The 22,950-nt window shown below is 42.4% G+C and carries 20 protein-coding genes and 1 other RNA gene; 11 read left to right on the plus strand and 10 right to left on the minus strand.

What is annotated here, in order from left to right:
• The first annotated feature begins 12 nt into the window (after nt 1-12).
• The 3 genes from FQV37_RS00155 (at nt 13) to adk (ending at nt 2,767) form a co-directional block, all read left to right on the plus strand.
• Nucleotides 13-501 carry a cytochrome c-type biogenesis protein gene (locus tag FQV37_RS00155; RefSeq protein WP_240990894.1) on the plus strand — a complete coding sequence of 163 codons (489 nt, stop codon included), beginning with the start codon at nt 13-15 and terminating at the stop codon, nt 499-501.
• Complete coding sequence (gene ccmI, locus FQV37_RS00160) at nt 498-1,778, plus strand: c-type cytochrome biogenesis protein CcmI (RefSeq protein WP_160020809.1); 1,281 nt, start codon at nt 498-500, stop codon at nt 1,776-1,778. The genes FQV37_RS00155 and ccmI overlap by 4 nt, the downstream gene beginning before the upstream one ends.
• A gap of 335 nt (nt 1,779-2,113) precedes the next feature.
• On the plus strand, nt 2,114-2,767 hold the full coding sequence (gene adk / locus FQV37_RS00165; protein WP_180952604.1) for an adenylate kinase: 654 nt from the start codon (nt 2,114-2,116) through the stop codon (nt 2,765-2,767).
• Nucleotides 2,768-2,959: 192 nt separating this feature from the next.
• Here the strand turns inward: adk and secB are convergent, their stop codons facing one another.
• The 4 genes from secB to rsgA all read right to left on the minus strand — a co-directional run bounded on the left by secB (nt 2,960) and on the right by rsgA (nt 6,008).
• The gene (gene secB, locus FQV37_RS00170) at nt 2,960-3,412 is read right to left on the minus strand and encodes a protein-export chaperone SecB (protein ID WP_057760989.1); all 453 of its coding nucleotides are present in this window, start codon (nt 3,410-3,412) and stop codon (nt 2,960-2,962) included.
• Nucleotides 3,413-3,604: 192 nt separating this feature from the next.
• Complete coding sequence (gene grxC, locus FQV37_RS00175; protein WP_021813631.1) at nt 3,605-3,868, minus strand: glutaredoxin 3; 264 nt, start codon at nt 3,866-3,868, stop codon at nt 3,605-3,607.
• Nucleotides 3,869-4,227: 359 nt separating this feature from the next.
• Nucleotides 4,228-4,683 (minus strand): rhodanese-like domain-containing protein, encoded by a 456-nt coding sequence (locus FQV37_RS00180; protein ID WP_057760987.1) that lies wholly within the window; start codon nt 4,681-4,683, stop codon nt 4,228-4,230.
• 221 nt (nt 4,684-4,904) lie between these two features.
• Nucleotides 4,905-6,008 (minus strand): ribosome small subunit-dependent GTPase A, encoded by a 1,104-nt coding sequence (rsgA, locus tag FQV37_RS00185; protein ID WP_160020810.1) that lies wholly within the window; start codon nt 6,006-6,008, stop codon nt 4,905-4,907.
• A 230-nt stretch (nt 6,009-6,238) separates the two neighbouring features.
• Between rsgA and orn the strand changes: the two genes are divergently transcribed.
• Nucleotides 6,239-6,826, plus strand: coding sequence for an oligoribonuclease (gene orn, locus FQV37_RS00190; RefSeq protein WP_057760984.1), 588 nt, complete (start codon nt 6,239-6,241; stop codon nt 6,824-6,826).
• A gap of 146 nt (nt 6,827-6,972) precedes the next feature.
• Here orn and FQV37_RS00195 read toward each other — a convergent pair whose 3' ends face one another.
• A complete protein-coding gene (locus FQV37_RS00195) occupies nt 6,973-7,860 on the minus strand; it encodes a UDP-2,3-diacylglucosamine diphosphatase (protein ID WP_160020811.1) in 888 nt (295 codons plus the stop codon).
• A 123-nt stretch (nt 7,861-7,983) separates the two neighbouring features.
• Nucleotides 7,984-8,499, minus strand: coding sequence for a peptidylprolyl isomerase (locus tag FQV37_RS00200; RefSeq protein WP_160020812.1), 516 nt, complete (start codon nt 8,497-8,499; stop codon nt 7,984-7,986).
• A 312-nt stretch (nt 8,500-8,811) separates the two neighbouring features.
• On the opposite strand from FQV37_RS00200, the gene FQV37_RS00205 reads away from it, so the two are divergent.
• The 4 genes from FQV37_RS00205 to FQV37_RS00220 all read left to right on the plus strand — a co-directional run bounded on the left by FQV37_RS00205 (nt 8,812) and on the right by FQV37_RS00220 (nt 13,771).
• Nucleotides 8,812-10,551 carry a glutamine--tRNA ligase/YqeY domain fusion protein gene (locus tag FQV37_RS00205; protein ID WP_160020813.1) on the plus strand — a complete coding sequence of 580 codons (1,740 nt, stop codon included), beginning with the start codon at nt 8,812-8,814 and terminating at the stop codon, nt 10,549-10,551.
• A gap of 435 nt (nt 10,552-10,986) precedes the next feature.
• Nucleotides 10,987-11,625 carry a peroxiredoxin gene (locus tag FQV37_RS00210; protein WP_057760978.1) on the plus strand — a complete coding sequence of 213 codons (639 nt, stop codon included), beginning with the start codon at nt 10,987-10,989 and terminating at the stop codon, nt 11,623-11,625.
• Nucleotides 11,626-11,844: 219 nt separating this feature from the next.
• Entirely contained in the window at nt 11,845-12,507 is a 663-nt protein-coding gene (locus FQV37_RS00215; RefSeq protein ID WP_160020814.1) for a glutathione S-transferase family protein, read from the plus strand.
• Between the two features lie 313 nt (nt 12,508-12,820).
• Complete coding sequence (locus FQV37_RS00220) at nt 12,821-13,771, plus strand: META domain-containing protein (protein WP_160020815.1); 951 nt, start codon at nt 12,821-12,823, stop codon at nt 13,769-13,771.
• A gap of 162 nt (nt 13,772-13,933) precedes the next feature.
• Here the strand turns inward: FQV37_RS00220 and ruvC are convergent, their stop codons facing one another.
• A complete protein-coding gene (ruvC, locus tag FQV37_RS00225) occupies nt 13,934-14,518 on the minus strand; it encodes a crossover junction endodeoxyribonuclease RuvC (protein WP_057760973.1) in 585 nt (194 codons plus the stop codon).
• A 259-nt stretch (nt 14,519-14,777) separates the two neighbouring features.
• Between ruvC and FQV37_RS00230 the strand changes: the two genes are divergently transcribed.
• Nucleotides 14,778-15,374: an FxsA family protein gene (locus FQV37_RS00230; protein WP_160020816.1), complete on the plus strand. Its 597-nt coding sequence runs from the start codon at nt 14,778-14,780 to the stop codon at nt 15,372-15,374.
• A 106-nt stretch (nt 15,375-15,480) separates the two neighbouring features.
• Here FQV37_RS00230 and ssrS read toward each other — a convergent pair.
• A non-coding RNA gene (ssrS, locus tag FQV37_RS00235) (6S RNA) lies at nt 15,481-15,676 on the minus strand.
• Nucleotides 15,677-15,923: 247 nt separating this feature from the next.
• On the opposite strand from ssrS, the gene gpmI reads away from it, so the two are divergent.
• Together gpmI and FQV37_RS00245 are read left to right on the plus strand one after the other, a co-directional pair.
• On the plus strand, nt 15,924-17,582 hold the full coding sequence (gpmI, locus tag FQV37_RS00240) for a 2,3-bisphosphoglycerate-independent phosphoglycerate mutase (protein WP_160020817.1): 1,659 nt from the start codon (nt 15,924-15,926) through the stop codon (nt 17,580-17,582).
• Nucleotides 17,583-17,816: 234 nt separating this feature from the next.
• A complete protein-coding gene (locus FQV37_RS00245; protein ID WP_160020818.1) occupies nt 17,817-19,286 on the plus strand; it encodes a S41 family peptidase in 1,470 nt (489 codons plus the stop codon).
• A gap of 74 nt (nt 19,287-19,360) precedes the next feature.
• On the opposite strand, the gene FQV37_RS00250 is transcribed toward FQV37_RS00245, so the two are convergent.
• Nucleotides 19,361-21,085, minus strand: a complete 1,725-nt coding sequence (locus FQV37_RS00250) for a sigma-54-dependent transcriptional regulator (protein ID WP_160020819.1) — start codon at nt 21,083-21,085, stop codon at nt 19,361-19,363.
• A gap of 78 nt (nt 21,086-21,163) precedes the next feature.
• Nucleotides 21,164-22,921: a sensor histidine kinase gene (locus FQV37_RS00255; protein WP_160020820.1), complete on the minus strand. Its 1,758-nt coding sequence runs from the start codon at nt 22,919-22,921 to the stop codon at nt 21,164-21,166.
• Nucleotides 22,922-22,950: the final 29 nt, after the last annotated feature.

A 22,950-nucleotide genomic window follows, 5' to 3' on the forward strand; every position in this document is an offset into this window, starting at 1 on the left:
TGTCTATTCAGCATGGCAAGCTTTGCTGCCATTGATGTCTACGATTTTGATTCTGTGCAACAAGAAGCCCAGTACCGCGGTCTTATCGAAGAGCTGCGCTGCCCGAAATGTCAAAACCAAAACTTGGCAGGGTCTGATGCACCCATTGCCCAAGACTTAAAGCAAAAAACCTATGACTTGATAAAAGATGGTCGTAGTGATGGCGAAATTCGAGCCTATATGCAAGAGCGTTATGGTGATTTTATAAGTTATAAGCCGCCAGTACGTCCTTCAACATGGATTTTATGGTTTTTCCCACCATTATTATTGATCGTTTTATTGGTCGGTTGGTTTTGGCAAAGTAAACGCCGTCAGCTTGTCGCCAGCGGCGAGAGTGGTGTAGCAGTAGATAACCATGTCAAAGCGTTGTCTGCCGCTGAAAAAGCAGAACTTGATCGCTTATTGTCACGAGTCAATAACGATGACAAAGACGACACTACAAGCCTTGGGGGCAAAAAATGACCATATTTTCTACTGTTGGCTTATTTATTGCGCTAAGTTTACTTGTCGCTCTACTATTGGGCATTATCACCATTAAGCCGTGGTTAAGAGCACCGCGTTCGCATAGTAAGCCTGTGGATAATCAACTGCTGGATATCAACGTTGCTGTGTTTCGTGAGCGACTAGCAGAGCTGAAAACAGACAAAGACAGTGGTATCATTGATGACCATCACTATCAAAACCAAAAACTTGAGCTTGAACGTCAGCTTTTGGATGCTCAGCGTGAAGTGTCACCGATGGTCACGCCAGGTATCAAAAGCCGATTGATTATTATGGTTTGGGTACCTGTATTAACTGCTATGGCATATCTGATGGTCGGTGATCGCACACCTGTCTTTGAGCTGTGGGCTGCTGAGGACAAAGTCGGTCAAGTGGCGGACGATCTATTAACAGGTAGAATCGATCAGCCACCTGCTTGGGCAATTGAAGATGGTAATCAACTGATTAGCGCCATGCAGACTAACGTCTATCGTCATGCTAGCGACTACAATCGCTGGATGCGCCTGTCGGAGCTGTTCTTGTCATTAGAGGCGACTGATTCGGCATTAGAGGCTTTGTCGCGCGCTTATCGTCTATCACCTGATAACGAAGAGATTGCGACCACTTATGCGCAGATTAGTTTCTTTGCTAATAAAGGTCAGTTAGATGCCAATAGCCGCCGAGTGTTAGAAAACATACTGGCCAAAAACCCAGAGCATGAGGGCGCACAAATGCTTATGGCGATGGGTGAGGCACGTGCTAGCAACTTCGATCAAGCGCAAGGCTGGATTAAACGTCTGCGTGACAGTATCGCGGCCAAACCAGGTGATCATACGCAAGCGCTATCAAGTCTAGATGAGCTTAGCGCTAATGTGGTTATGCAGCAACAGCAAGCTTCTGAAGGCGTCGAAGTGACAGTCAAAATAAATGCTAGTCTGTTACCATTGGTAAAAGCTGACGATACGCTGTTTGTAGCGATACGTGACGTGAAAGGTGGTCCACCATTTGCGGCTAAGCGTCTACCGATTAGCAATATCAAACAAGGCGAAGCGGTTATTAGCCTAAGTGATCTTGATGCTATGATGCCAGAGCGTACCCTAGGGTCGGCTCGTTCTGATAAAGTACAGCTAGCGGTCATCGCTCGTATCAGTCATAGTGGCAATGCTACCGCAGAGTCAGGCGACCTCTCGGGTAATCCAGTGGTTATCAGCGCAGAACAAAATCAGGTCAACGTGGAAATCAATCAGCAAGTTCCATAGCCATAGTAGTAATATAAATACTGGACGCTAATGGTATTTATTATATAGACGCTGTTGCTCAGTATGGACGCGAGCAACAGTGCTATGATTGTTCTAATTTGAAAGAAATATGAAGTGAACATGGATAGATAAATGGGCACTCCAAACGTAGTCAATGCTGCTGCTTTTTATCTTGAATTGACCATGTATGAACAGATAAGTCATGCCAACTTATCACATCAATAATGAAAATACTTGAGCTTTGCAGGGCCACAAGGTAAGGTAGCTTTGCAAACAACTAATCCCAGAGTTTTATTAATCCCAAAATCCTATCTATTAAGGAGAGTCGTGTAATGATGCGTATTATTTTACTAGGACCACCAGGCGCCGGTAAAGGTACCCAAGCCCAGTTTATTTCTAAAGAATATGATATTCCACAGATCTCAACTGGCGACATGCTACGTGCAGCAATTAAAGAAGGTAGCGAGCTTGGCAAAAAAGCCAAAGATATCATGAATGCTGGTGGTTTGGTTTCTGACGACCTCATTATCAACCTAGTGAAAGAGCGTATCGCTAAGCCTGATTGTGTGAATGGTTGTATCCTAGATGGTTTCCCGCGCACTATTCCTCAAGCGCAAGCACTTGCAGACGCTGATGTTGCTATTGACCATGTTATCGAAATCAGTGTACCTGATGACGAAATCGTGAGCCGTTTGTCTGGCCGTCGTCAGCATCCAGGTTCAGGTCGTGTTTATCATGTCGATCACAATCCACCAAAGGTTGAAGGCATCGATGACGTTACTGGTGAGGCGCTTATCCAGCGTGAAGATGACCAAGAAGCGACTATTCGTGACCGTCTATCTACTTATCATGAGCAAACGTCAGCATTGGTTGGTTTTTACCAAGACAAAGCCAAAGAAGGCGATGATGCGCCTAACTATGACAAGTTTGATGGTACGCAAGGTATCGATGACGTTAAGCAGCAAATCCTATCTGCATTAAAAGGCTAATTATCGATATTAGCTAATTGATTTAGCCAGTCGATGTAGTCGTTGAAGACCCTGTTTAATAACAGGGTTTTTTTATGGCTGATGATTTTATACCTCATAAAACACACCCATAAAAAAACCGCTTACTCATTATAAGTAAACGGTCTTTTGTCAAATATACGACTGATAAAGCCCATATATTTTAATTAATGCTTATGCGTTACCTTGAGCATCAACTTGTGCTTGCTGTTGGCTCTGTGCATACGCTTGATCAAAGTTCACAGGTGCTAGTAGCAATTGTGGGAAGCTACCGCGTGTCACGATGTCGCTGATGACTTCACGAGCATATGGGAACAATACATTAGGGCAGTATGCGCCTAGGATTTGACCGATTTGATCTTCTGGAATGTCTTTTAGTAAGAAGATACCTGCTTGATGCACTTCAGCGATAAATGCTGCTTCTTCCGCATTTTTGGCAGTAACGCTCACAGTTAGGATGATTTGATAATGATCGTCATCTAGTTTTTCAGCGTTACTAGACAAATTGATATCAAGCTCTGGGTTCCACTCTTTGGTGAATACGCTAGCGCCTGGGACTTCAAGTGACATGTCTTTTACATAGATGCGTTCTAGTGCCAATTGTGGTTGTGCTTGTTCTTCAGCCATGGTAAATCCTCTAAAATTAAATCAAATGATTGGGCAAATCGTCATTTTAATAAAAGTTCATTGTAATATAAATCGAGACTATTTTTTGGTATTGTCTCGATATTTTTTATTATTACTTCTTACTGCTCTATTAAAACCTGACAATGTCTATCTTTACATAAATAAAGACAGACAGTAAAGAAAGGTAGCAGATTAACCAGCCAATAGCTCGTCAAGTTTGCCTTGCTGGTTCATTTGGTTGAGCTCATCAAAACCACCAACAAAGGTTTCACCAACGAAGATTTGCGGCACAGTACGGTAGTTATTGGTTTTTTTCATCAACGCTTGGCGCTCTTCACTGCTCATATCGTGCATGCCGATTTCTTCATAATCAACGCCTTTGGTCTTTAGTAGTTGTTTGGCGTTTGAGCAGTATGGGCAGATAGGGGTAGTGTAAACTTTTACAGATACAGTCATGGTAAATCCTTATTTATAAATTTATGGGATAACAAACGTATTATAAAGAGCATGATAAATTATCATAGTCTAAGCGTTGGTATAGTCTGTTATCAATGAGTAAAGCAAAAATGCATTCGGTGATGCTCATAACTAAAGTGGGGATGGGCATAACAAATTCAAGCCGTTTTGGCGCAAAACGTATTTTAGTGCTATAAAACATGATAAATAGAACATAAAAAATAAACCACAAAAAAAGACACCCAATAAAAAGGTGTCTTCTTTATAGCGTTGGTAGCGCTGATAACGTCAGTTAAGTCACACAAACATGGGCTAAGCGACGTGTATAAACGCTTTATTTAAGCGCTTATACAAGTCTATCACTTGCTTAGACTTGGTTTTGTTTTACCTTTAGCCTTTGCTTTGGCGTCTTTTACACCAACCAATGGCATGCCAGCGCCTTGCCAGCCGCCAATACCGCCCTCTAAGCGATAGACACTATCTTTACCAATCATCTGAATCGCAGCGCCTGCTTGGACGCCCATGTCGCAGATGATAATCACCGGCTGCTCAATCGCGCGAATCTCTTCTAAGCGGTCTTTGAGGTCAGTGAATGGTATGTTGCGGCTGCCTTGAATATAGCCTGATTCAAACTTCTTCTTAGCGCGAATATCGATAAGCTGCGCGTTTTGAGAATTGACCATCATGCCAAGCGTGTTAGGCGATATTTTTCTACCGCTACGTTTGTTTTCAATCGTAAAAAACAGTATAGCAAGTACGGCTAATATACCAAATAAAAACGGGTGGTTGCCCACAAATTCCAGCGCACGATCCAAACCATACCTCCAAAAAAATAAGTGTTCTATTAAGCTGAGAAGACAGCCCAATGATAATGAACAAGGCGCTATTATACCGATAAGGCCATCTATAGTAAACGGGCGATGACATAGGCAATAATTGGGCGGTTATTGCACCTATCTATGGATCTTCTCAGCTTAATAAAAATATCTACTCACAAGACCGTGTTTAATTAAAACGAACAGTAACAAGCCAAATACTAATAAGGCTTCGTATCTGCCTCTTCTCGTAGCGTGACGAGATTTTCAACGCGGCGCTGCAATACTTCACCATCAGCTACGGCTTGCCATAGTGCACAGCCTTTGCTGTTGTGAGTATGGCGACAGTCACGGAATTGGCAACCGCTGGCCAATGGTGCTAGCTCAACGAAGCCTGAAATAATATCATCAGGAGTAAGGTGCCAAATGCCATACTCACGAATCCCTGGTGTATCAACGATACCGCCTTGGGTAAGGTTTTCTGGATTGAATGGCAACAGTCGACTGGTCGTCGTAGTATGCTGACCAAGCTTAGAGTTTTGCGAGATAATATTGACGCTCTGTCCAGAGTCAGGCAAAAGGGCATTGATTAAACTGCTTTTTCCGACGCCAGATTGACCCGCGAAGATGACCAGCTTTTTATCTATATAGCGTTTTAGTTCATCAAGGCCTTCTTGCTCATCGCTCTCAGCGATGTTTTCAGGGCAATCGACCGAAGTTAGAACACTTTCATAACCGAGCGCGGCATATTGTGCCAATAACTCATTGGTATCCACACCGTTTTCTGCTGCCAATAAATCGGCTTTATTGAGTACCAATAGTGGTTTGACACCTGCATGATGGCATACCACGAGATAGCGATCGATCAGCGTTGGCGCGGCGGCAGGCAATGGCGCAAAAACAATCGCCAAAATATCAACATTGGCGGCAACAGGTTTGAGCTTATGATAGCGGTCAGGACGAGAAACCAGCGATGTACGCGGTTTGACCGCTTCGATACGTCCAAAGCCAGTATTTGAGTCAGCATTCCAGCGTACTTGATCACCAGCAGCTAGCATCGGTAGATTGGTACGCACATGACAGCGCCAAATATCATTTAACTCAAGCGTTTGCCAGAACGGCTCAGGATCATCAGGGGCAATCTCTGGCTGCTCAGGTATGACAGCTGGCAGGCTAGTGACTTGTACTTCTAGTTGCTTACCGTAATGCGCCATGACCACGCCATCCATCAAACTGTCATCAATACTATCTTGATTGGACAGTTGCTGCTTGTCGATGCGACGAATCTGTTGTTTAGTCAGTTTGCGTTGCCGGATTAATGCCATGGGTTTTTGACCTATTATAAAAATATTGCTAAGTGTAGCGTGAAAATTTGCTAACATACAGCCTAAAGCGTCTGCGGCAGACAGTGGTTTTGTAATATTTTGGCTGATTGTTAAATTTTTTGAATCAATCAGTGCATTGCAATGCTGCTTGAATATGAATATTCAACCGTAATACGTTTTTTAAATTATGTTTAAAACTGTCCCAAAATTTAATGACCATAGGATATTGTATGACTACCGGTGACCATCCCAATAAGATTAAAATCAAAAATCAAGGCAAAAAAGGGCTGGTGTGGATTGATTTAGAAATGACCGGACTTGATACCTTAAACGATGAGATTATCGAGATTGCTACTGTCGTTACGGACGAAGATTTGAATGTGCTTGCTGAAGGGCCTGTGTTTGCTATCAAGGTATCGGATCAAGTCTTAAATAAGATGGATGACTGGAATACCAAGCAACATGGTCAATCAGGATTGGTCGATCGTGTACGTCGTAGTACGGTGACATTGGCAGAAGCCGAAGCGGAGACCATCAAGTTCCTAAATAAATGGGTTGATAGTGGTAAGTCGCCAATGTGCGGTAACTCTATTTGCCAAGATCGCCGCTTTATGGCGCGCCAAATGCCAGAGCTTGAGCGTTTCTTCCATTATCGCAATCTTGATGTATCGTCGATCAAAGAGCTGTGTTTCCGTTGGCGTCCTGATATCTTAAAGAACTTCGAAAAAGGTGGCAGTCATTTAGCCTTAGACGATATTCGTGACTCTATCCGTGAGCTAAAGCATTACCGTCAGCATTTCTTTAAGCTAATACCTTAAATAACTAGCAAGCGATGAGCTATTTAAAAGTGTAGTCAAAGAATTGTAGTAAAGATAAAAAGGGTCTGTTGATATTTCAACAGACCCTTTTTGAATTGAAGAGATATTTTTTAAGATACTTTGTCTAAAAAGTTGTCAAACGTTTTTCAGCGAATAAGAAACTCAAACTCAAATAATCCAAACTTAGCATCATTACTGCTTAAATCATTACTACTAAAGCTGTCATTTGAACGCTGGTCATCTGTTACTGCGCCAATCACAGCACTGACTTTCGGCTGGCGAGTGTCTTTATCTAACAATCGCCAGTCGCCAAGCACGTAGCGCTTTTTATCATCAGTCGCCTGATGAATGTCTGGACGATGGGTATGTCCGTGTAACAATGCATCACTAGTAGCAATAGCTTGACGTACGGCTTTATCATTCACATCCATGATATGAGCAGCTTTGTTCGCATTATTCTGCTGGCTTCGTTGACGCATGTTATCTGCGATGGCTAGGCGTTTTTCTAATGACTTATTAAGCAAATACCACTGAGTTAAACGATTGCGCATAATTTTGCGAAAGAACTGATATTTTTTATCATCAGTACAGAGTGCGTCACCGTGTTCTAAACGATAATTCTGCTGACCAACAGGCAAAGTATACGGCTCGCTGATTAGCTCACCACCGAACAAATTACAAAACGGCTGACCTAACAAGAAGTCACGATTGCCATGCATGACCAATATCTCACAGCCATTGATACGTAGCTGCTTTAGCTTTGCAATCAATGGGGTGAGCCAATGCGCTATCTGCTCGTCTTCTGACCTTTTCTCTTTTAATAGGGATAAGTAGGTATCATCACCTAGCCACACCTCAAACCAATCACCCAATATAAAGAGGCGTTTGAGCGCTGGCAGGGCGAGACAGTCATCTAATAGTGCCAAAAAAGCCTGCACTAAGGCAGGCTCCTGAGGCGATAAATGCAAATCGCTAATCAATACTTGCCGCACTTGATGAGGGCGGGTCGTGATTAAGTGATTAAAACTTTGCATTTATCTTGGTCCTCGTGACTTATCGTATAGCAAGCATAATTTAATAAACTCTATTAAAAAACGCTCGCTCATTCACAGCTATTGCTAAGTAACTATTACTGAGTAGCTGCTATTGAATGACTATTACTGAGTAATAATGGTTGCTGAGTTGATAACAACGGGCTCTTTTGGCACATCAGCATGCATGCCGAAACGACCCGTTGGTACGCTACGCATTTTTTCGATAACGTCCATACCGCTTGTTACTTTACCAAATACAGTGTAACCCCAACCTTGCATGTTTTTGCCAGAGTGGTTTAGGAAGTCGTTGTCTTTTACATTGATGAAGAACTGGCTAGTCGCTGAATGCGGGTCTTGGGTACGCGCCATTGCGATAGTACCTTTATCATTTTTTAGACCGTTGTCCGCTTCGTTTTCGATAGGCGCATTGGTTGGTTTTTCATTCATCTCAGCGTCCATTCCGCCGCCTTGAATCATGAAACCATCAATGATGCGATGGAAAATTGTACCGTCATACTGACCAGATTTTACATAGTTCAAAAAGTTTTCTACGGTTTTTGGTGCTTCTTCTTCGTTGAGTTCGATAACGATCGCACCCATATTGGTTTCAAGTTCTACTACTGGTGGCATGTCTACCATGGGATATTCCTTTTTGATTGCAGCGCCTTAAATAGCACTATTGTGAGTGGTGGTTAAAAAGTTACGGGTAGTCTAACGGCTTTTTTATCCCGTGTCATGTATCAGGCTGTTAATGCGTTTGCGAAACCTGATAGAATAACGCAACTTTACCCATTTTTGACAAATTTTGATAATGCGGTCGCACTATCTAGGTTTTAATATTCTCGCTTTATTTTAATATTCTCGTTTTATTTTAACACTTTAGTTTAAACGTTTCGTGATGCGTGATGGCACGCACCATGAACTGACAATTTGCGTTAGGAGCAATGCCCGATGAGTGATCACTCAAGCAACAATGCACAAAAAGACGAACCAAAAAACGATTTTATTCGTAATATCATTCGTGACGATGTCAATGCGCAAAAATACCAGCAAATTGTAACGCGCTTTCCGCCTGAGCCAAATGGATACCTGCATTTAGGCCATGTAAAATCTATCTGCTTAAACTTTGGTGTGGCCAAAGAGTTCGGCGGTGTGTGTAACCTGCGTTTTGATGACACCAACCCAACTGCCGAAAAGCAAGATTACATCGACAATATTAAAAACGATGTGCAGTGGTTAGGTTTTGAGTGGGCAGGAGAGGCACATCATGCCTCAGGTTATTTTGATCAACTGCATGCATGGGCAATCCAATTGATTGAGCAAGGCGACGCTTATGTTGATTTGCAAACCCCTGAGCAAATCAAAGAAAACCGTGGTTCATTCAATGAAGCGGGAACGCCTTCACCATATCGTGATGCCAGTGTTGAAGAAAACCTAGCGCTGTTCAACGATATGAAAGACGGTAAATACGCTGAAGGAAAGGCTATTTTGCGTGCCAAGATTGATATGGCTAGCCCAAATATGAACCTACGTGATCCTGTCATCTATCGCGTGATGCATCAAACGCATCATCAGACTGGTGATAAATGGTGCATCTATCCAATGTATGACTTTGCTCATCCACTCTCAGATGCGTTAGAAGGGATTACCCATTCATTATGTACGCTTGAGTTTGAAGATCATCGTCCATTCTATGATTGGGTTATTGCAAAAATCGGCTTTGACGTACCACCACACCAGTACGAGTTTAGCCGCTTAAACGTTGACCATACATTGACCAGTAAGCGTAAGCTTAAGCAGCTAGTCGATGAAAGTATCGTAAGCGGTTGGGATGATCCCCGTATGCCGACTGTCGCTGGCATGCGCCGCCGTGGTTATACGCCAGAGGGCTTGCGCGATTTTTGTGAGCGTGTGGGTGTGACCAAAGCGGATAGTGTGGTTGATTTCCGTTTGCTAGAGTTTAGCGTTCGTCAATCGTTAGAGACGACTACTGGTCGCGGTATGGCAGTCCTAAAGCCACTGAAGGTGACCATCACTAACTTTAGCGAAGCGGTCAGCAGCTGGGAGTCGCAAAAAGCCGATAGCGTTAATGCACGTTTTGATGATGCGACTCAGACGCTTTGGTTGACTCAGCCAAACCATCCTAACGTCGATATGGGTGAGCGTGAGATTCCATTTACCGAGACGCTATACATCGACCAAGGTGATTATGAAATTGAACCGCCAGCAGGCTACAAGCGTCTCTCTCCAGAAAAGCCAGAGATTCGTCTGCGTAACACCTACGTACTAGCCGTTACTGAACATATCACTGATGAAAGTGGCAATGTCGTTGAGCTAAAAGCGACGATTGACCCTGCTACTTTGGGCAACAACCCTGAAGGACGCAAGGTCAAAGGCGTGATTCATTGGGTATCAGCCAGTCAAGGTGTGCCAGCGACAGTACGCATGTACGAGCAGCTATTCAGTGCTGAAGATCCAAGTGGCGTTGCTGATGTTCATCAAGCGCTAAACCCGAACTCGCTCACTGAGCTAAATGCAGTAGTTGAACCATCTTTGGTCAATGCAGATGCTGGCACGCGCTTCCAGTTTGAGCGTGAAGGTTACTTCATCTCTGACAGCGAAGATCACAGCACTGATAAGCCAGTATTTAACCAAATCGTTAGCTTACGTGATAGCTATAAGCCAGCTTAATTTATGTTGGCTTAGTATTTAAAAGTATCCTTATCCAAATGAATATTTTGAAATAATACTGAACAATAGTAGTTTGCAAGTTAGCCTATTTCTAGTACGCTAGGGATGGGCTTTTTTGTGTGTAGATATAAAGTTAAGTATGATTATAGTGCGAATTTTGCTTATGGGATGCAGGTATGGTGGTTTAATTATTTATTTATCAAAGCTACCTGTCCATAAAATTCATTAAAAGATTTGTCCATCAGCTTAGAGTTAAACGGAATAACTGCATTACAATCCGTCACAAGACATTCATAACCAGTTTGTTAAGATAAAGTCAGTTTTTACGGATGTGCTTTATGTTATATTTGATAACTGAGCACGTCGATGATAATAATAGAACGCGAGGCCGACGTGTCGATATAAGCGTTCATTCACATAGCTAAGGAATCAAGCATGGCACATTTACGTTTAGGTGATACCGCACCAAATTTTGACGCTACAACCACAGAAGGTGACATCAATTTTCACGAGTGGGCAGGTGATCATTGGGTCGTGTTCTTCTCGCATCCAGCAGACTTTACGCCAGTATGTACCACTGAGCTTGGTCGCGCCGCTGCACTAAATGGCGAGTTCCAAAAGCGCAATGTAAAGCCGATTTGTATTTCTGTTGATAGCCTAGAAGATCATAAAGCGTGGGCGAGCGATATCGGTGAGACTCAAGGCACAGATATGAACTTCCCAATCATCGCTGATCCTAATAAAGAAGTCGCTGAACTATATGACATGATGCATCCTAATGCCGACAGCACTCATACAGTACGTAGCGTCTTTATCATTGATCCAAGCAAAAAAGTTCGTTTAACGCTGACATATCCTGCTAGCTGTGGCCGTAACTTTGATGAAATTATCCGTGTAATTGACGCACTACAGTTGTCGGATGAGTATAACATTGCAACACCTGTAGACTGGAAAGATGGTGATGACGTGATCATTCCGCCAAGCGTGAAAAACGAAGACATCGCTGCAAAATATCCAAAAGGTCACAAAGAGATTAAGCCGTATTTACGCACCACACCTGCACCAAATAAATAATCAGACTGATGTATAAATGTGATTAAATAAAGCCCCATGACTCAAGGTTATGGGGCTTTTATTATTTCTATTTCATGATTAATAAGACTTTGCCATGATGGCCAGATTAGGCTATAACTGTGGTATAGCGTATCAATATTTGTGCTTATTAGTACAACAACCATAATAAAGCGTATCAGCGTCAAATCGCTGTCCAATCATTCTTACAAGGAGTTTGCTATGAAAAAACTATATATTACCCGTACAGCGCCCAATCCACGTAAAGCGCTTATCTTATTGGCTTCAAAAGGTATTGATGTCGATGATATGGATGATGTCGATGTGATCGATATTGATTTTGCGGCAAATGAGCAAATGTCAGAAGCCTTTACGCAAATGAATCCGATGCAGACCGTACCTGTTTTGACCTTAGATGATGGTACGGTATTGAATGATTCTCAGGCAGTTTGTGAGTATCTGGATCGTGTTTACGGTGAGCGTTCAGTCATGGGTAATGATGTGGTACAGCGTGCGCAAGTTTGCTCGATGCGCCGTATTGCAGAGTTTGAGGTGATGTATAACTTGATGCTCGCGTTTCAGCACAGTCATCCATCTAAAGCACAACGTGTTGAACAAGTGCCCGAGTTCGTCGCACCATCAATTGCTCGTGCTGTCAAAGCCATGGCGTATTTTGAGACGATACTAGAAAGCCGTGAATACCTAGTAGGTGAACAATTAAGTTTTGCGGATATCGTGTTATATCTCAGCTTAGATTTTGGTAAAGTATTAAAAATTAATCCTAATGAGCAAGGCGAAAACCTAGCTCGTTTTTATCAAAAGATGAATGAACGCTTTAGTATTAAAAATATGGCTAAAGCCAAACCTGCAAGTGTGGATGACTAAAAGGTTCTAGAAAAATAGTTTAAATCATAAAGTTTATCTATTAACCTATTTGGTAAATTGATCGCTATAAAGCAAAACAGCTAACCTCAATCGTTAGCTGTTTTTTTATGAAACATAATAAAAATCAACATTTCGTTACATAGGTTAATAGAGCCAAGGTTATAGTGGTTAATCTAGCTTAGTTATATCAATTATGTTTTTAAAACGTTTATTTAAGAAGAATGCTTTTAAATTGTGACTTCTTTTGAATAGGTTTTCAAAACATAGATGGTACGCGAGATAAGTTGTACAAGCTTACTAAGAGGTATGTAATATGGTAGGTAGCCGAAATAAGCCAACGTTAAAAATACTGCTATTACCCAGTATGATGGCAGTTAGTCTAATGCTAAGTGCGTGTCAAAAAGAAGCGGCGTCTAGCGAAAATGATACATCGCAGGGTGCTGAAGCTGGCGAGATGACAGACTTAGCCGTAAGTGAAGGTCTGGTATCTAGTATGAGCCCTACATCAGACGAATCTGAACCTGTTGAATTAACCGCTCAAGACAAGCTGACGACCACCTTATCTCATCATCGTTGGACGTTAGTAAATGCTGTTGATGCCAATGAACAACCTATGGCTGAATTTGCGAATATCAACAGTCAGATAACGCTTGCATTCAACCAATATCAGGGGCAAGACACGCTAAGCTATAGCGTAGGCTGTAATACGATTAGTGCTGGCTATCAGCTAAAAGGGCATACCTTAACTACTGAAGAGGGTATGAGTACAAAGATGTCTTGTGGCGAGCTAGATTTGGCTGAAAATGCTTTAAACACTTTGATGCACGGCAGTAGTGAGTTCAAAATTGATCAAGGCGATCACCCAGTATTGACCCAGTTTACCGACGATGATGTGACTTTAGTATGGAATGGTAGGCTTACTCCACAAGCAAAATATAACAGTAAGGGTGAAACAGTATTTTGGGCAATAAATTCCGAAACAGTATCTTGCGAAGCAGGCAGACCTGAGCAATGTCTACAAGTTAAGCCTATTACTTATAATGATCAAGGTATTAAAGCTCACGAAGGACAGTGGCGAGTATTCGTTGGTGAAATCGATGGCTATCAGCATGATAGCAAACATGAAGAGGTGTTACGCTTACAACGCTATCCGCTAAACAGCGATGAATTATCAGAGACCAGTGAGCCAACTAAAGATGATACTGCTGATGAAAAATATGCTTATATACTAGATGCTGTGATTGAAAGTGCAGTTGTAGAGTAGCCTATTATAGTTTGAGCATTTGAAATGTTCATAGTCATAAAAAACACGCGTCTAATAGCGCGTGTTTTTTTATGGGATGTCTACTTTGCTGTTTATCTATTTTCACGCGTTTATGTTTCAACGCCTCGCTATCTTAACGCCTCGCTATTTTAACACTGATCTTTAACGTAAGTTACCCAAATCTTCTTCGGTCAAACGCCAACGGCCTTTCTTCTTAGAAGCACCGCGTCCACGCATGGCGCTGTTCAATATTAATTTGTTCATTGAATGGCTTGAGTGAGCATGACAGATGGCGCAGGCAAGTCCATCGGCAGCATCTTGTTGCGGTACAACTTCTAACGCTAATATCCGGCAGACCATCTCTTGTACTTGTTCTTTGGCCGCCGCTCCATAGCCACAGACGGCTTGTTTGATTTGCCGAGCCGTATATTCTGACACTTCTAAATCTAGTGCAACCATCGCTGCAATCGCTGCACCTCGTGCTTGCCCAAGCTTAAGTGCAGAATCAGGGTTTTCTGCCATAAATACTTGCTCAATCGCCGTATAGATAGGCTCGTCTGCGTATTTTAAATGATGCTGTGTGATACGGGTTAGTCCATTAAAGATACGTTTGAGGCGTTCAGGCATCTCTTTGGTATCTGTACGAATCGTCCCTGCATCGATATAGGTCAGCTTGTCACCTGTCTGCTGTACTATCCCATAACCGGTCATGCGTGACCCTGGATCAATTCCTATAATAATTGCCATAATATTCCGTCTTGCTTACCTGTCATTTTATATTCAGTCCTATATAAATTGGATATGGAGTCAGACTCGCTTAGCCTACTGCTAGTAGCACTGACGTTTGTCTTCCTTGTATCCAAATTATATCGTACCGACTATATAGCTTAAAAATTAGCCTTAAGTTTGATAGTATAGCAACCAATCCCCATATACATCATATGTTAGCCATTTTAATTTTCATGGCGCTCAATTTATTGGTTTTTATTTTATAGGACGACACTTTATGGGTCAGATAGTTGGTATAGCCATCGTTTGGTTTATTATCGAGATGCTACTGTGGTATTTGCTTGCTCAGTTTATGAGCGGCTGGTGGGTGTTTATGTGGTTTATTATCGCTGCGGTTATCGGTATCTCTTTGATGCGCAAAGGCATGGCTGCTCTTAATCCAATGGCACAGCAAATGAAAGCTGGTGGCATGATGAACCCTGCGATGCGTCCACCAGAGACCACGATGATCAAGAGTATCGCGATGGCAGCTGCTGGTATTTTACTACTTATTCCTGGGGTACTTAGTGATTTGATGGCGCTGTTAGTGGTATTGCCACCTGTGCAGAAAAAGCTAAAAGACTTGGCCAATAATTACGTCATGAATAACCAGCAAAAAATGATGGAAATAATGGCCAAGCAGATGGGTGGTCAAATGGGCGGCGGTCAAAACCCGTTCGGTGGCGCAGGTGGCATGAATGGTCAAAATCCATTTGGTCAACAGCAGCAAAACCCATTTGGTGACGTGTTTAAACAGCATACTACGGTTGATGGTACCGCCAAAAACATCCCTAAAGATGTAAAGAAAATTACCAAATCGGCTAATGACGAATAACTATTTAGTTAAATCATAAGCATAAAAAAAGCCTCTTTCATCAATGACGAAAGGGGCTTTTTAGTGGTAGTAAATAAATTATAAGAGATATATTTACTAACCGAATGAAACAACCGAAGTGCCGCTGTAAGATGGTGACCCATGAACCGTGAAGTTCAGGGCGGATGCGTCATCATCTCTGCAGGTTTCCTGATACACCGCAAGCGGTGCAGGCATACACAATGAGACAATAGGTACCACATCCTGGTAAAGCATTATCGGCTCAGGGAATAAACATCTACTAGCCAACACTTCAGAATAGTTTTATCTTAACCAATGAAAAGAGTGATTGCAAGTCTGAATTACAGATTGATACGTAGCTTGGTTAGTTGGCCGCATTTATATTGTCTTGCATAGAAAAAGCATCACAAGATAACCCTATAAAATTATTCATAAACTCACGAAAAATGCTCAGTTTTTCAGCTATTTCAAGATGTGTGTTAATATAGAGGGCTTTATATTCCCTTACACAGCATTATAGGCGTTCATTCACTCGAGGAGCGGTAATATATGACCAGTACCCAACAAGCATCAGACTCTATTGATAATAATAAAACACAGCTTAGCAATAACCAAGACGGTGCACAGAATAAAAAAATACCGCATGTCTTGATGATATTGGACGGCTTTGGTCATCGTGAAGAAGATAAAGATAACGCCATTGCTGCAGCTAATATGCCAAATTTAGACAAGATTTATCAGCAGTATCCTCATGGGCTAATTTCTGCCTCAGGGGAAGATGTTGGTTTGCCTGATGGTCAGTTTGGTAATTCAGAAGTCGGACATATGAATTTAGGGGCTGGTCGCGTTCTGTATCAGGACTCAACTCGTATCTCAAGTGAACTTGCCAATCGTGAATTTTATAAGAACGAAGCATTGGTCAATGCCGTAAAAGCAGCTAATGAGCGTGGTGGCAATGTCCATATTATGGGCTTGCTTTCTGATGGCGGCGTCCACTCACATCAAGACCATATCGAAGGTATGTGTCATTCAGCATTGGTCCATGGTGCCAAGAATGTCTTTATTCATTGTTTCTTAGATGGCCGTGATACCCCGCCTAAATCTGCTGATAAGTACATCAATCGTCTGCGCGATTATATCAATAAATTGAATGCTCATTACGAAGGTGGCCGCGTACAGATTGCGAGTATCATCGGACGCTACTATGCAATGGATCGTGACAATCGTTGGGATAGAGTGCAAAAAGCTTATGAGCTGATTACTGAAGGCAAAGCTGATCGTCTATCGACACGGGCAGATGGCGCTGTTCAAGCTGCTTATAAAGCGCGTGAAACCGATGAGTTTGTCAGTCCAACGACCGTAATTGGACGTGATGAAGTGCCATATACTGTTAATGATAACGACGCACTTATTTTTATGAATTTCCGTGCTGACCGTGCTCGTGAGCTTGCCCAAGCGTTTGTCTTGCCAGACCATGAGTTTTCTGGATTTGCGCGTCAAAAACAGCCAAAACTGGCGGCATTTGTGATGCTAACTAAGTATTCAGATGTCCTAGCTGACAATCCAAAAACCAGCATTGCTTACTACCCAACATCTTTGGCCAATACATTGGGAGAGTACTTGCAGGATCAAGGAAAAACCCAGCTGCGAATCGCTGAAACTGAAAAATATGCGCATGTGACGTTTTTCTTTAGTGGTGGCCGCGAAGAAGAGTATCAGGGTGAAACCCGTATATTAGTGCCATCTCCAGACGTTGCAACTTATGATCTACAGCCTGAGATGAGCGCGCCTGAAGTCACTGATAAATTAGTAGAAGCGATTGAGTCTGGTCAATATGATGTATTGGTGGTCAATTATGCCAATGGTGATATGGTTGGACACACAGGTATATTTGATGCAGCGGTAAAAGCGGTAGAGGCTTTGGATGTATGCGTTGGCCGTATCGAGTCAGCAGTGCGAGCAGTTGGTGGTGACATGCTTATCACAGCCGATCATGGTAACTGTGAGCAGATGCAAGACTATGAAAGCGGACAAGTACATACACAGCATACGACAGAGCATGTGCCATTGATTTATGTGGGCGAGCAAAAGCTACAAGTACGCCGTGGCGGCAAACTTAGTGATGTGGCGCCGACTATTTTATCATTGATGAATGTTGACGCCCCTGCTGAGATGACAGGTGAGAGCTTATTGGTTCCAGCAGTCTAGGCCAGTCGAATTAAACTACAGTACTTGAATTACTGTGGTTTATATCAATCCGTTAGCTGTATTAGAAGATATCAAAAAGGAAAGGATAACCTATTATCCTTTCCTTTTTTTGTGATACATTTTACTTAATTTACTTGCCATACTATGCTAGTTCGAAATATGCGTTTGGTGCTATCTTATAAGTCGCTATATAACGATAAATTCGTATTCTCTATTATTCAAATGAGTTCTTTTATGCAGCCTATTTCTTTTGCACGTTCTTTTTTATCCAAAGGGTTAAGTAAATCAGTAGGGAAGGCATCAGTCGCGTCCACGGTTTTGCCGCCTGCAATTTTAATAGGGATGCTTGGTTGTGCGATGGGCGTAAATGTACACGCAGCAGTGGGAGCTTCTACAAATAATAATAATCCTACGAATGGTCTACAGCTCATCAGTTTGAATGCAGATGAGATAGCGGATGAAAACGACGCTGATAACTTATCTAACATTGCTGATATGTTAGATGTTGCCGATGAGCCAGATGACTCGATAGATAGTGTGCCAGATGAAAGCGCGCTAACGGATGATGCCGATGATATTGATACGGAGACTCCAGCAGAAGTTGCACAAGTATCGCTAAATGCTATCTCTCCTGAGACGCTAAAGACATTTGTTGCTGTGGTGGATTTAGTACGTCGTCAATACGTTGATGCGGTCAATGATGAAGAGTTATTTAGCAATGCGATGAGCGGTATGCTGACCAAACTTGACAGCCATGCTGAGTTTTTGGACGCAGAAGCTTATGAGAATCTACGTGCTTTTACTGAAGGTGACGTTGGTGATATTGGTATTAAAGTTAATTACCAGCCAGAGGCGGGGTATTGGGTCGTGACAGAGGTTATCGATGATTCACCTGCAGACAAAAAAGGCATCGCAGTTGGTGATTATTTGCATCAGGTTGATGAGTTTAAGCTAGACGAAGGGCGACAGGTCAATGATGTTGAGCAACTCTTAACGGGTATTGCCGGTACGCAGGTAGATATTATTACTTCTAAAGCTGGTCGCCGTAAGCACACAACGACGTTGCAGCGTAATAATAGTCATCCGCAGATTATCGAGACCAAACTGGTTGATGGTATTGCCATTGTTAAATTACCGGCGTTTCAAAACAACAGCCGTGAAAAATTACTAGAAGGTTTAATTAACCTAAACGCTCCTATATCAGGCATTTTACTAGATATGCGTGATAATCCAGGTGGCGTACTGACATCGGCAGTGAGTGTTGCCAGTTTATTTATGGATGATACCGATGTGGTGCAGGTGCAAGCACGTCAAAATAAATCACGGGTACTATCGACCCAAGGTGATGCGATACTTAAACCTTTGCCATTAGTAGTATTGCAAAACCGCTATTCAGCATCAGCGGCAGAGGTGCTTGCCAGTAGTTTACAAGCACAAAAACGCGCTACTATTATCGGTGAAGTTAGCTATGGTAAGGGCTCAGTACAATCGGTCATACCGTTAAACGATGAGCAAGCCGTCAAATTGACGGTGGCCAATTACATGACGGCAGCAGGCAAACAAATAGATGAGATCGGCGTAGAACCTGATGTGACTTTATCAGGCAGCGAGAACACGTGGGAGCAGCAAGCATTAGAATTAGTAAAGGCGCGCGCGCTTGATTCTGGCATTCGCTTTGTTAGAAAAAATGCTACGAAAGAATAGATTTTCGTAGCAATTAATTGATAGCACATACCATTCAACGCTTAAAAATATTTGAAGATGCCGCTTAACAAAGGCTAATCAGACGCATCTTCAGAAATTTCGAGCTTTTTCATACGGTAGCGTAAAGAACGAAAGGTGGTTCCTAATAATTCAGCTGCTTGGGTTTTGTTCCAGCCAGTTTGTTTGAGTGCCGTGATAATTAGCTGCTTTTCTTGTTCCTGCAAATAATGCTCTAATCCTTGAGGCGGTAATTGACCGTCGAACAATTCTTGTAAACCTGATATGTCTTTAGAAGTTTCTTGAGCGCTTTCTTGTTGGTCGGCGGAGTCAAGGACCGACTCTTTGTCATAAGTACTTGCTACGTTGGTTGACGAACTACCATTACTAGCTGACGAATGCTGCACCATTGACGGGTAGTGGTTGGTGTTAGTACGATAGGGATGTAAATTGATAGCTCTTTGCTCAACCGGCGTCGCCATATTGCTAGATTGAATGACTTGCTCATCGTCCTTTGTTGATTGGGCTGTAGATTGAACGTCTATTTGATTTTCTACGTTACGAGCAGGTGGCTCAGAGCTATCGATAGCTGAACTATGATTTTGCTCTTGTGTATTTATAAGCTCAGGTTCAATGTCAGGAAGACCTAAATGACTAACGTCTATATATGAGGTATCAGCTAACGTAACCGCACGCTCCAACAAGTTGCGTAGTTCACGGACATTACCCGCAAAATCGTGGCGTTGTAAGCGTTCACAGGCTTCCATCGTCAATGACGGCGGCGACTCTAATTGCCAGTCATCAGCAATCATCGCCAAAAAGTGGTCTGCTAACACAGGAATATCATCACGTCGTGTATTAAGCGTTGGAAGCTTTAGCTCAATGACATTGATGCGATAATACAAATCTTGTCGAAATGCACCATCCTGTACCAGTTGGCTCAGGTCTTTGTGAGTAGCAGACAAAATGCGGATGTCTACTGGAACTTCTTTTGTATCACCGATTGCCCTTACTGTTTTTTCTTGAATAGCACGTAACAACTTAACTTGCATGGCTAACGGTAAGTCCGCCACTTCATCTAAAAATAACGTGCCGCCATTGGCTTGCTGGAATAATCCCTGTTTATCAGCGACAGCCCCTGTAAAGCTACCTTTTTTATGACCAAAAAACTCCGACTCCATTAACTCCGATGGTATCGCACCGCAGTTCACTGGTACAAAGCTGCCATCACGCCGTGGACTTAAATCATGGATCAATCTGGCGACCACTTCTTTACCTGTGCCAGAAGCGCCCGATAAAAACACAGGTGCCTGTGAGCGTGCTAGCTTTAAAATGGTATTTTTGAGGGGATGCATGACAGCAGAATTACCAATCAATCTACTATCTAGCATTTTTTGTTCAGGAGAGCATTCCGGTGCGGCCTGTACTTCGTTATCTTGATGAATAACTTTTAGGGCATTCTCTACCAGTTGGCGCAAACGTGGTAGTTCTAGCGGTTTATTGACAAAATCGAAGGCACCAAGCTTTAATGCCTCAATAGCTAAATCCATGCTGCCATGAGCCGTAATCACTGCTATTGGAATATTAGAGCTATTGCTAATTTCTTTTACCAGCTCAAGTCCCGAGCCATCTGGCAGTTTTAAGTCCGTCAGACAAAAATCGTAGTCGTTGTCTTGCCAAAACGTTCTTGCTTGCGACAATGTATAAGCCACATCACTTTTGATACCCATTTTAGTAAGGGTAATTTGCATCAATCGACATAAATCTACTTCATCATCGACGACTAGCGCGGTTGTTGTCATACATCATCTCATCGTATTTTATGGCTATAAAGTCAATAGCTGGGTCTAAATGGGCGTAATAGCTTTCAAAAGATAAATTTAGGTAAGATTTTCTTCGATAGTTTGAAATTTATTATCAGATTTAATAGAAGGTACAATTAATCGAAAACATGTTTTCTCATGTTCAGGAATGTAGAGTAAACGCGCTTGATTTGCTTCACAAAATGCTTGTGATAAATAGAGCCCCAGTCCTGTACCAGCTGTATCTGTTGTAAAAAACGGATCGAACAAAAGTTCGAAATTTCCAGCACTAACACCATTACCATTATCTAATATATCGATTATAACATCGTTGTCTGCGCAGTAAATGTCGATTTCCACATAAGCGTGGGGATGAGCATAGCTGCTATAACGCAGGCCATTGTTGATCAGGTTGATTAATATCTGCTCTAACTGATGAGTATCAAATGATATGATGGGTTTGGTTTTTATTCGTAGAAAAATGTCGTGTCCTTGAAAGTAATTCTCCAAAAACGATGGCATCCATTCAGCCAATTCGAGCACCTGCTGGGTAGCCGTCTGCTGACGAGACAGCTTTAAAATATCCTCAATGATACGGTTTACACGTTTTGTCTGTGAAAATATCATCTCATAAAGCTCATGGTTGCCGGTTATGGCAGTATTCGATTCACTTGTTGATGCACTGTCATCTTCCATTTGTTCTGCAACATCTTCCATTAATAGCTGACTGGCTTGCGATATCGCTGCTAATGGGTTTCTGATTTCATGGGCAATACTGGCAGTTAATTGCCCTAAAGAAGCCAGTTTCAACTGTTGAGCACTGGCTTGCTCACGGCGTAAATCTTCTAATATGACAAGTTTGCTATCGTCTTTTAGTGGAATAATCTGTACGCGTAATTTGCCAAATATTGAGGCATTTGCCACAGCCGGAACATCGTAGGTAAAAGCGCGTGACTGCCCAGATGCTACCGACAAGCAGGCATTAAATAACTGTGTATGCTGCTTATTGAGTTGCTGCTCAAAATTGGAGAGAAGTGCTTTGTTATGAGTCTCTTTCACATCGTCAAGGGTATTCTGTGCTGTATTAGGTGTGACAAGCGAAAGGCTCAGCAACTGATGTGCGGCGAGATTTGCTAAGACAATATGTTGCTTATCAATAACGATAACACCGTTCACCATCTGCGTGATAACCTCTTGATTAATCACATTTAGTCGCTCAACTTCCTTAGCATGGTTTGCCGCGACTTTCTCAAGCTGTACCAATCGTTGAGAGATAGACCAACTCAAACCGCCCACTGCCAAAAAACTCGCTGACATCAGTAGCGCATCACCTAGATTGGCTAGACTCATGCTGTTAGCAATAGCGTAAAAAAACTGCTGATAAATAACGAGAATGATGGCAAGTAAAGTAATAACCAATGCTTGCGAGCCATGTAGTAGCATAAAGCTAGCCGCGACGACCACCATGTATAGCATGGTTAGCTGCAAATCAGGGTTGCCTGTCGTGTAGAGCAGCAGGCTTAGTATAATAACGTCTAAGGCCAGTCCGAATGCCAATTGGCGGCGCATATGTTTTCTAACGACATAAAATAATCCAAGCAGTATCAAACTTAACAGTATATAGAAGCTTAGAGTCGTTTGTTGTAAAAAACTCGGTAAAGACGCGCTATCACCAGTACGAGCAGAGATGTATAGCATGAGCATAGAAAACAGGCTGACGACGAAACGATAACTGCTATAGATTAGCCCTAATTTACGTAATTGCGGCAAAGGAAGCGTATCGTCATGATGAACATAACGAGTAATGGCAGAGCTAAGATTGGTAGCAGGGTTCATAAACTGGCCGTAATAGAATAAACGCTAAA

This window comes from Psychrobacter nivimaris (assembly GCF_009812035.1).
In the GTDB taxonomy this organism is placed as follows: domain Bacteria; phylum Pseudomonadota; class Gammaproteobacteria; order Pseudomonadales; family Moraxellaceae; genus Psychrobacter; species Psychrobacter nivimaris.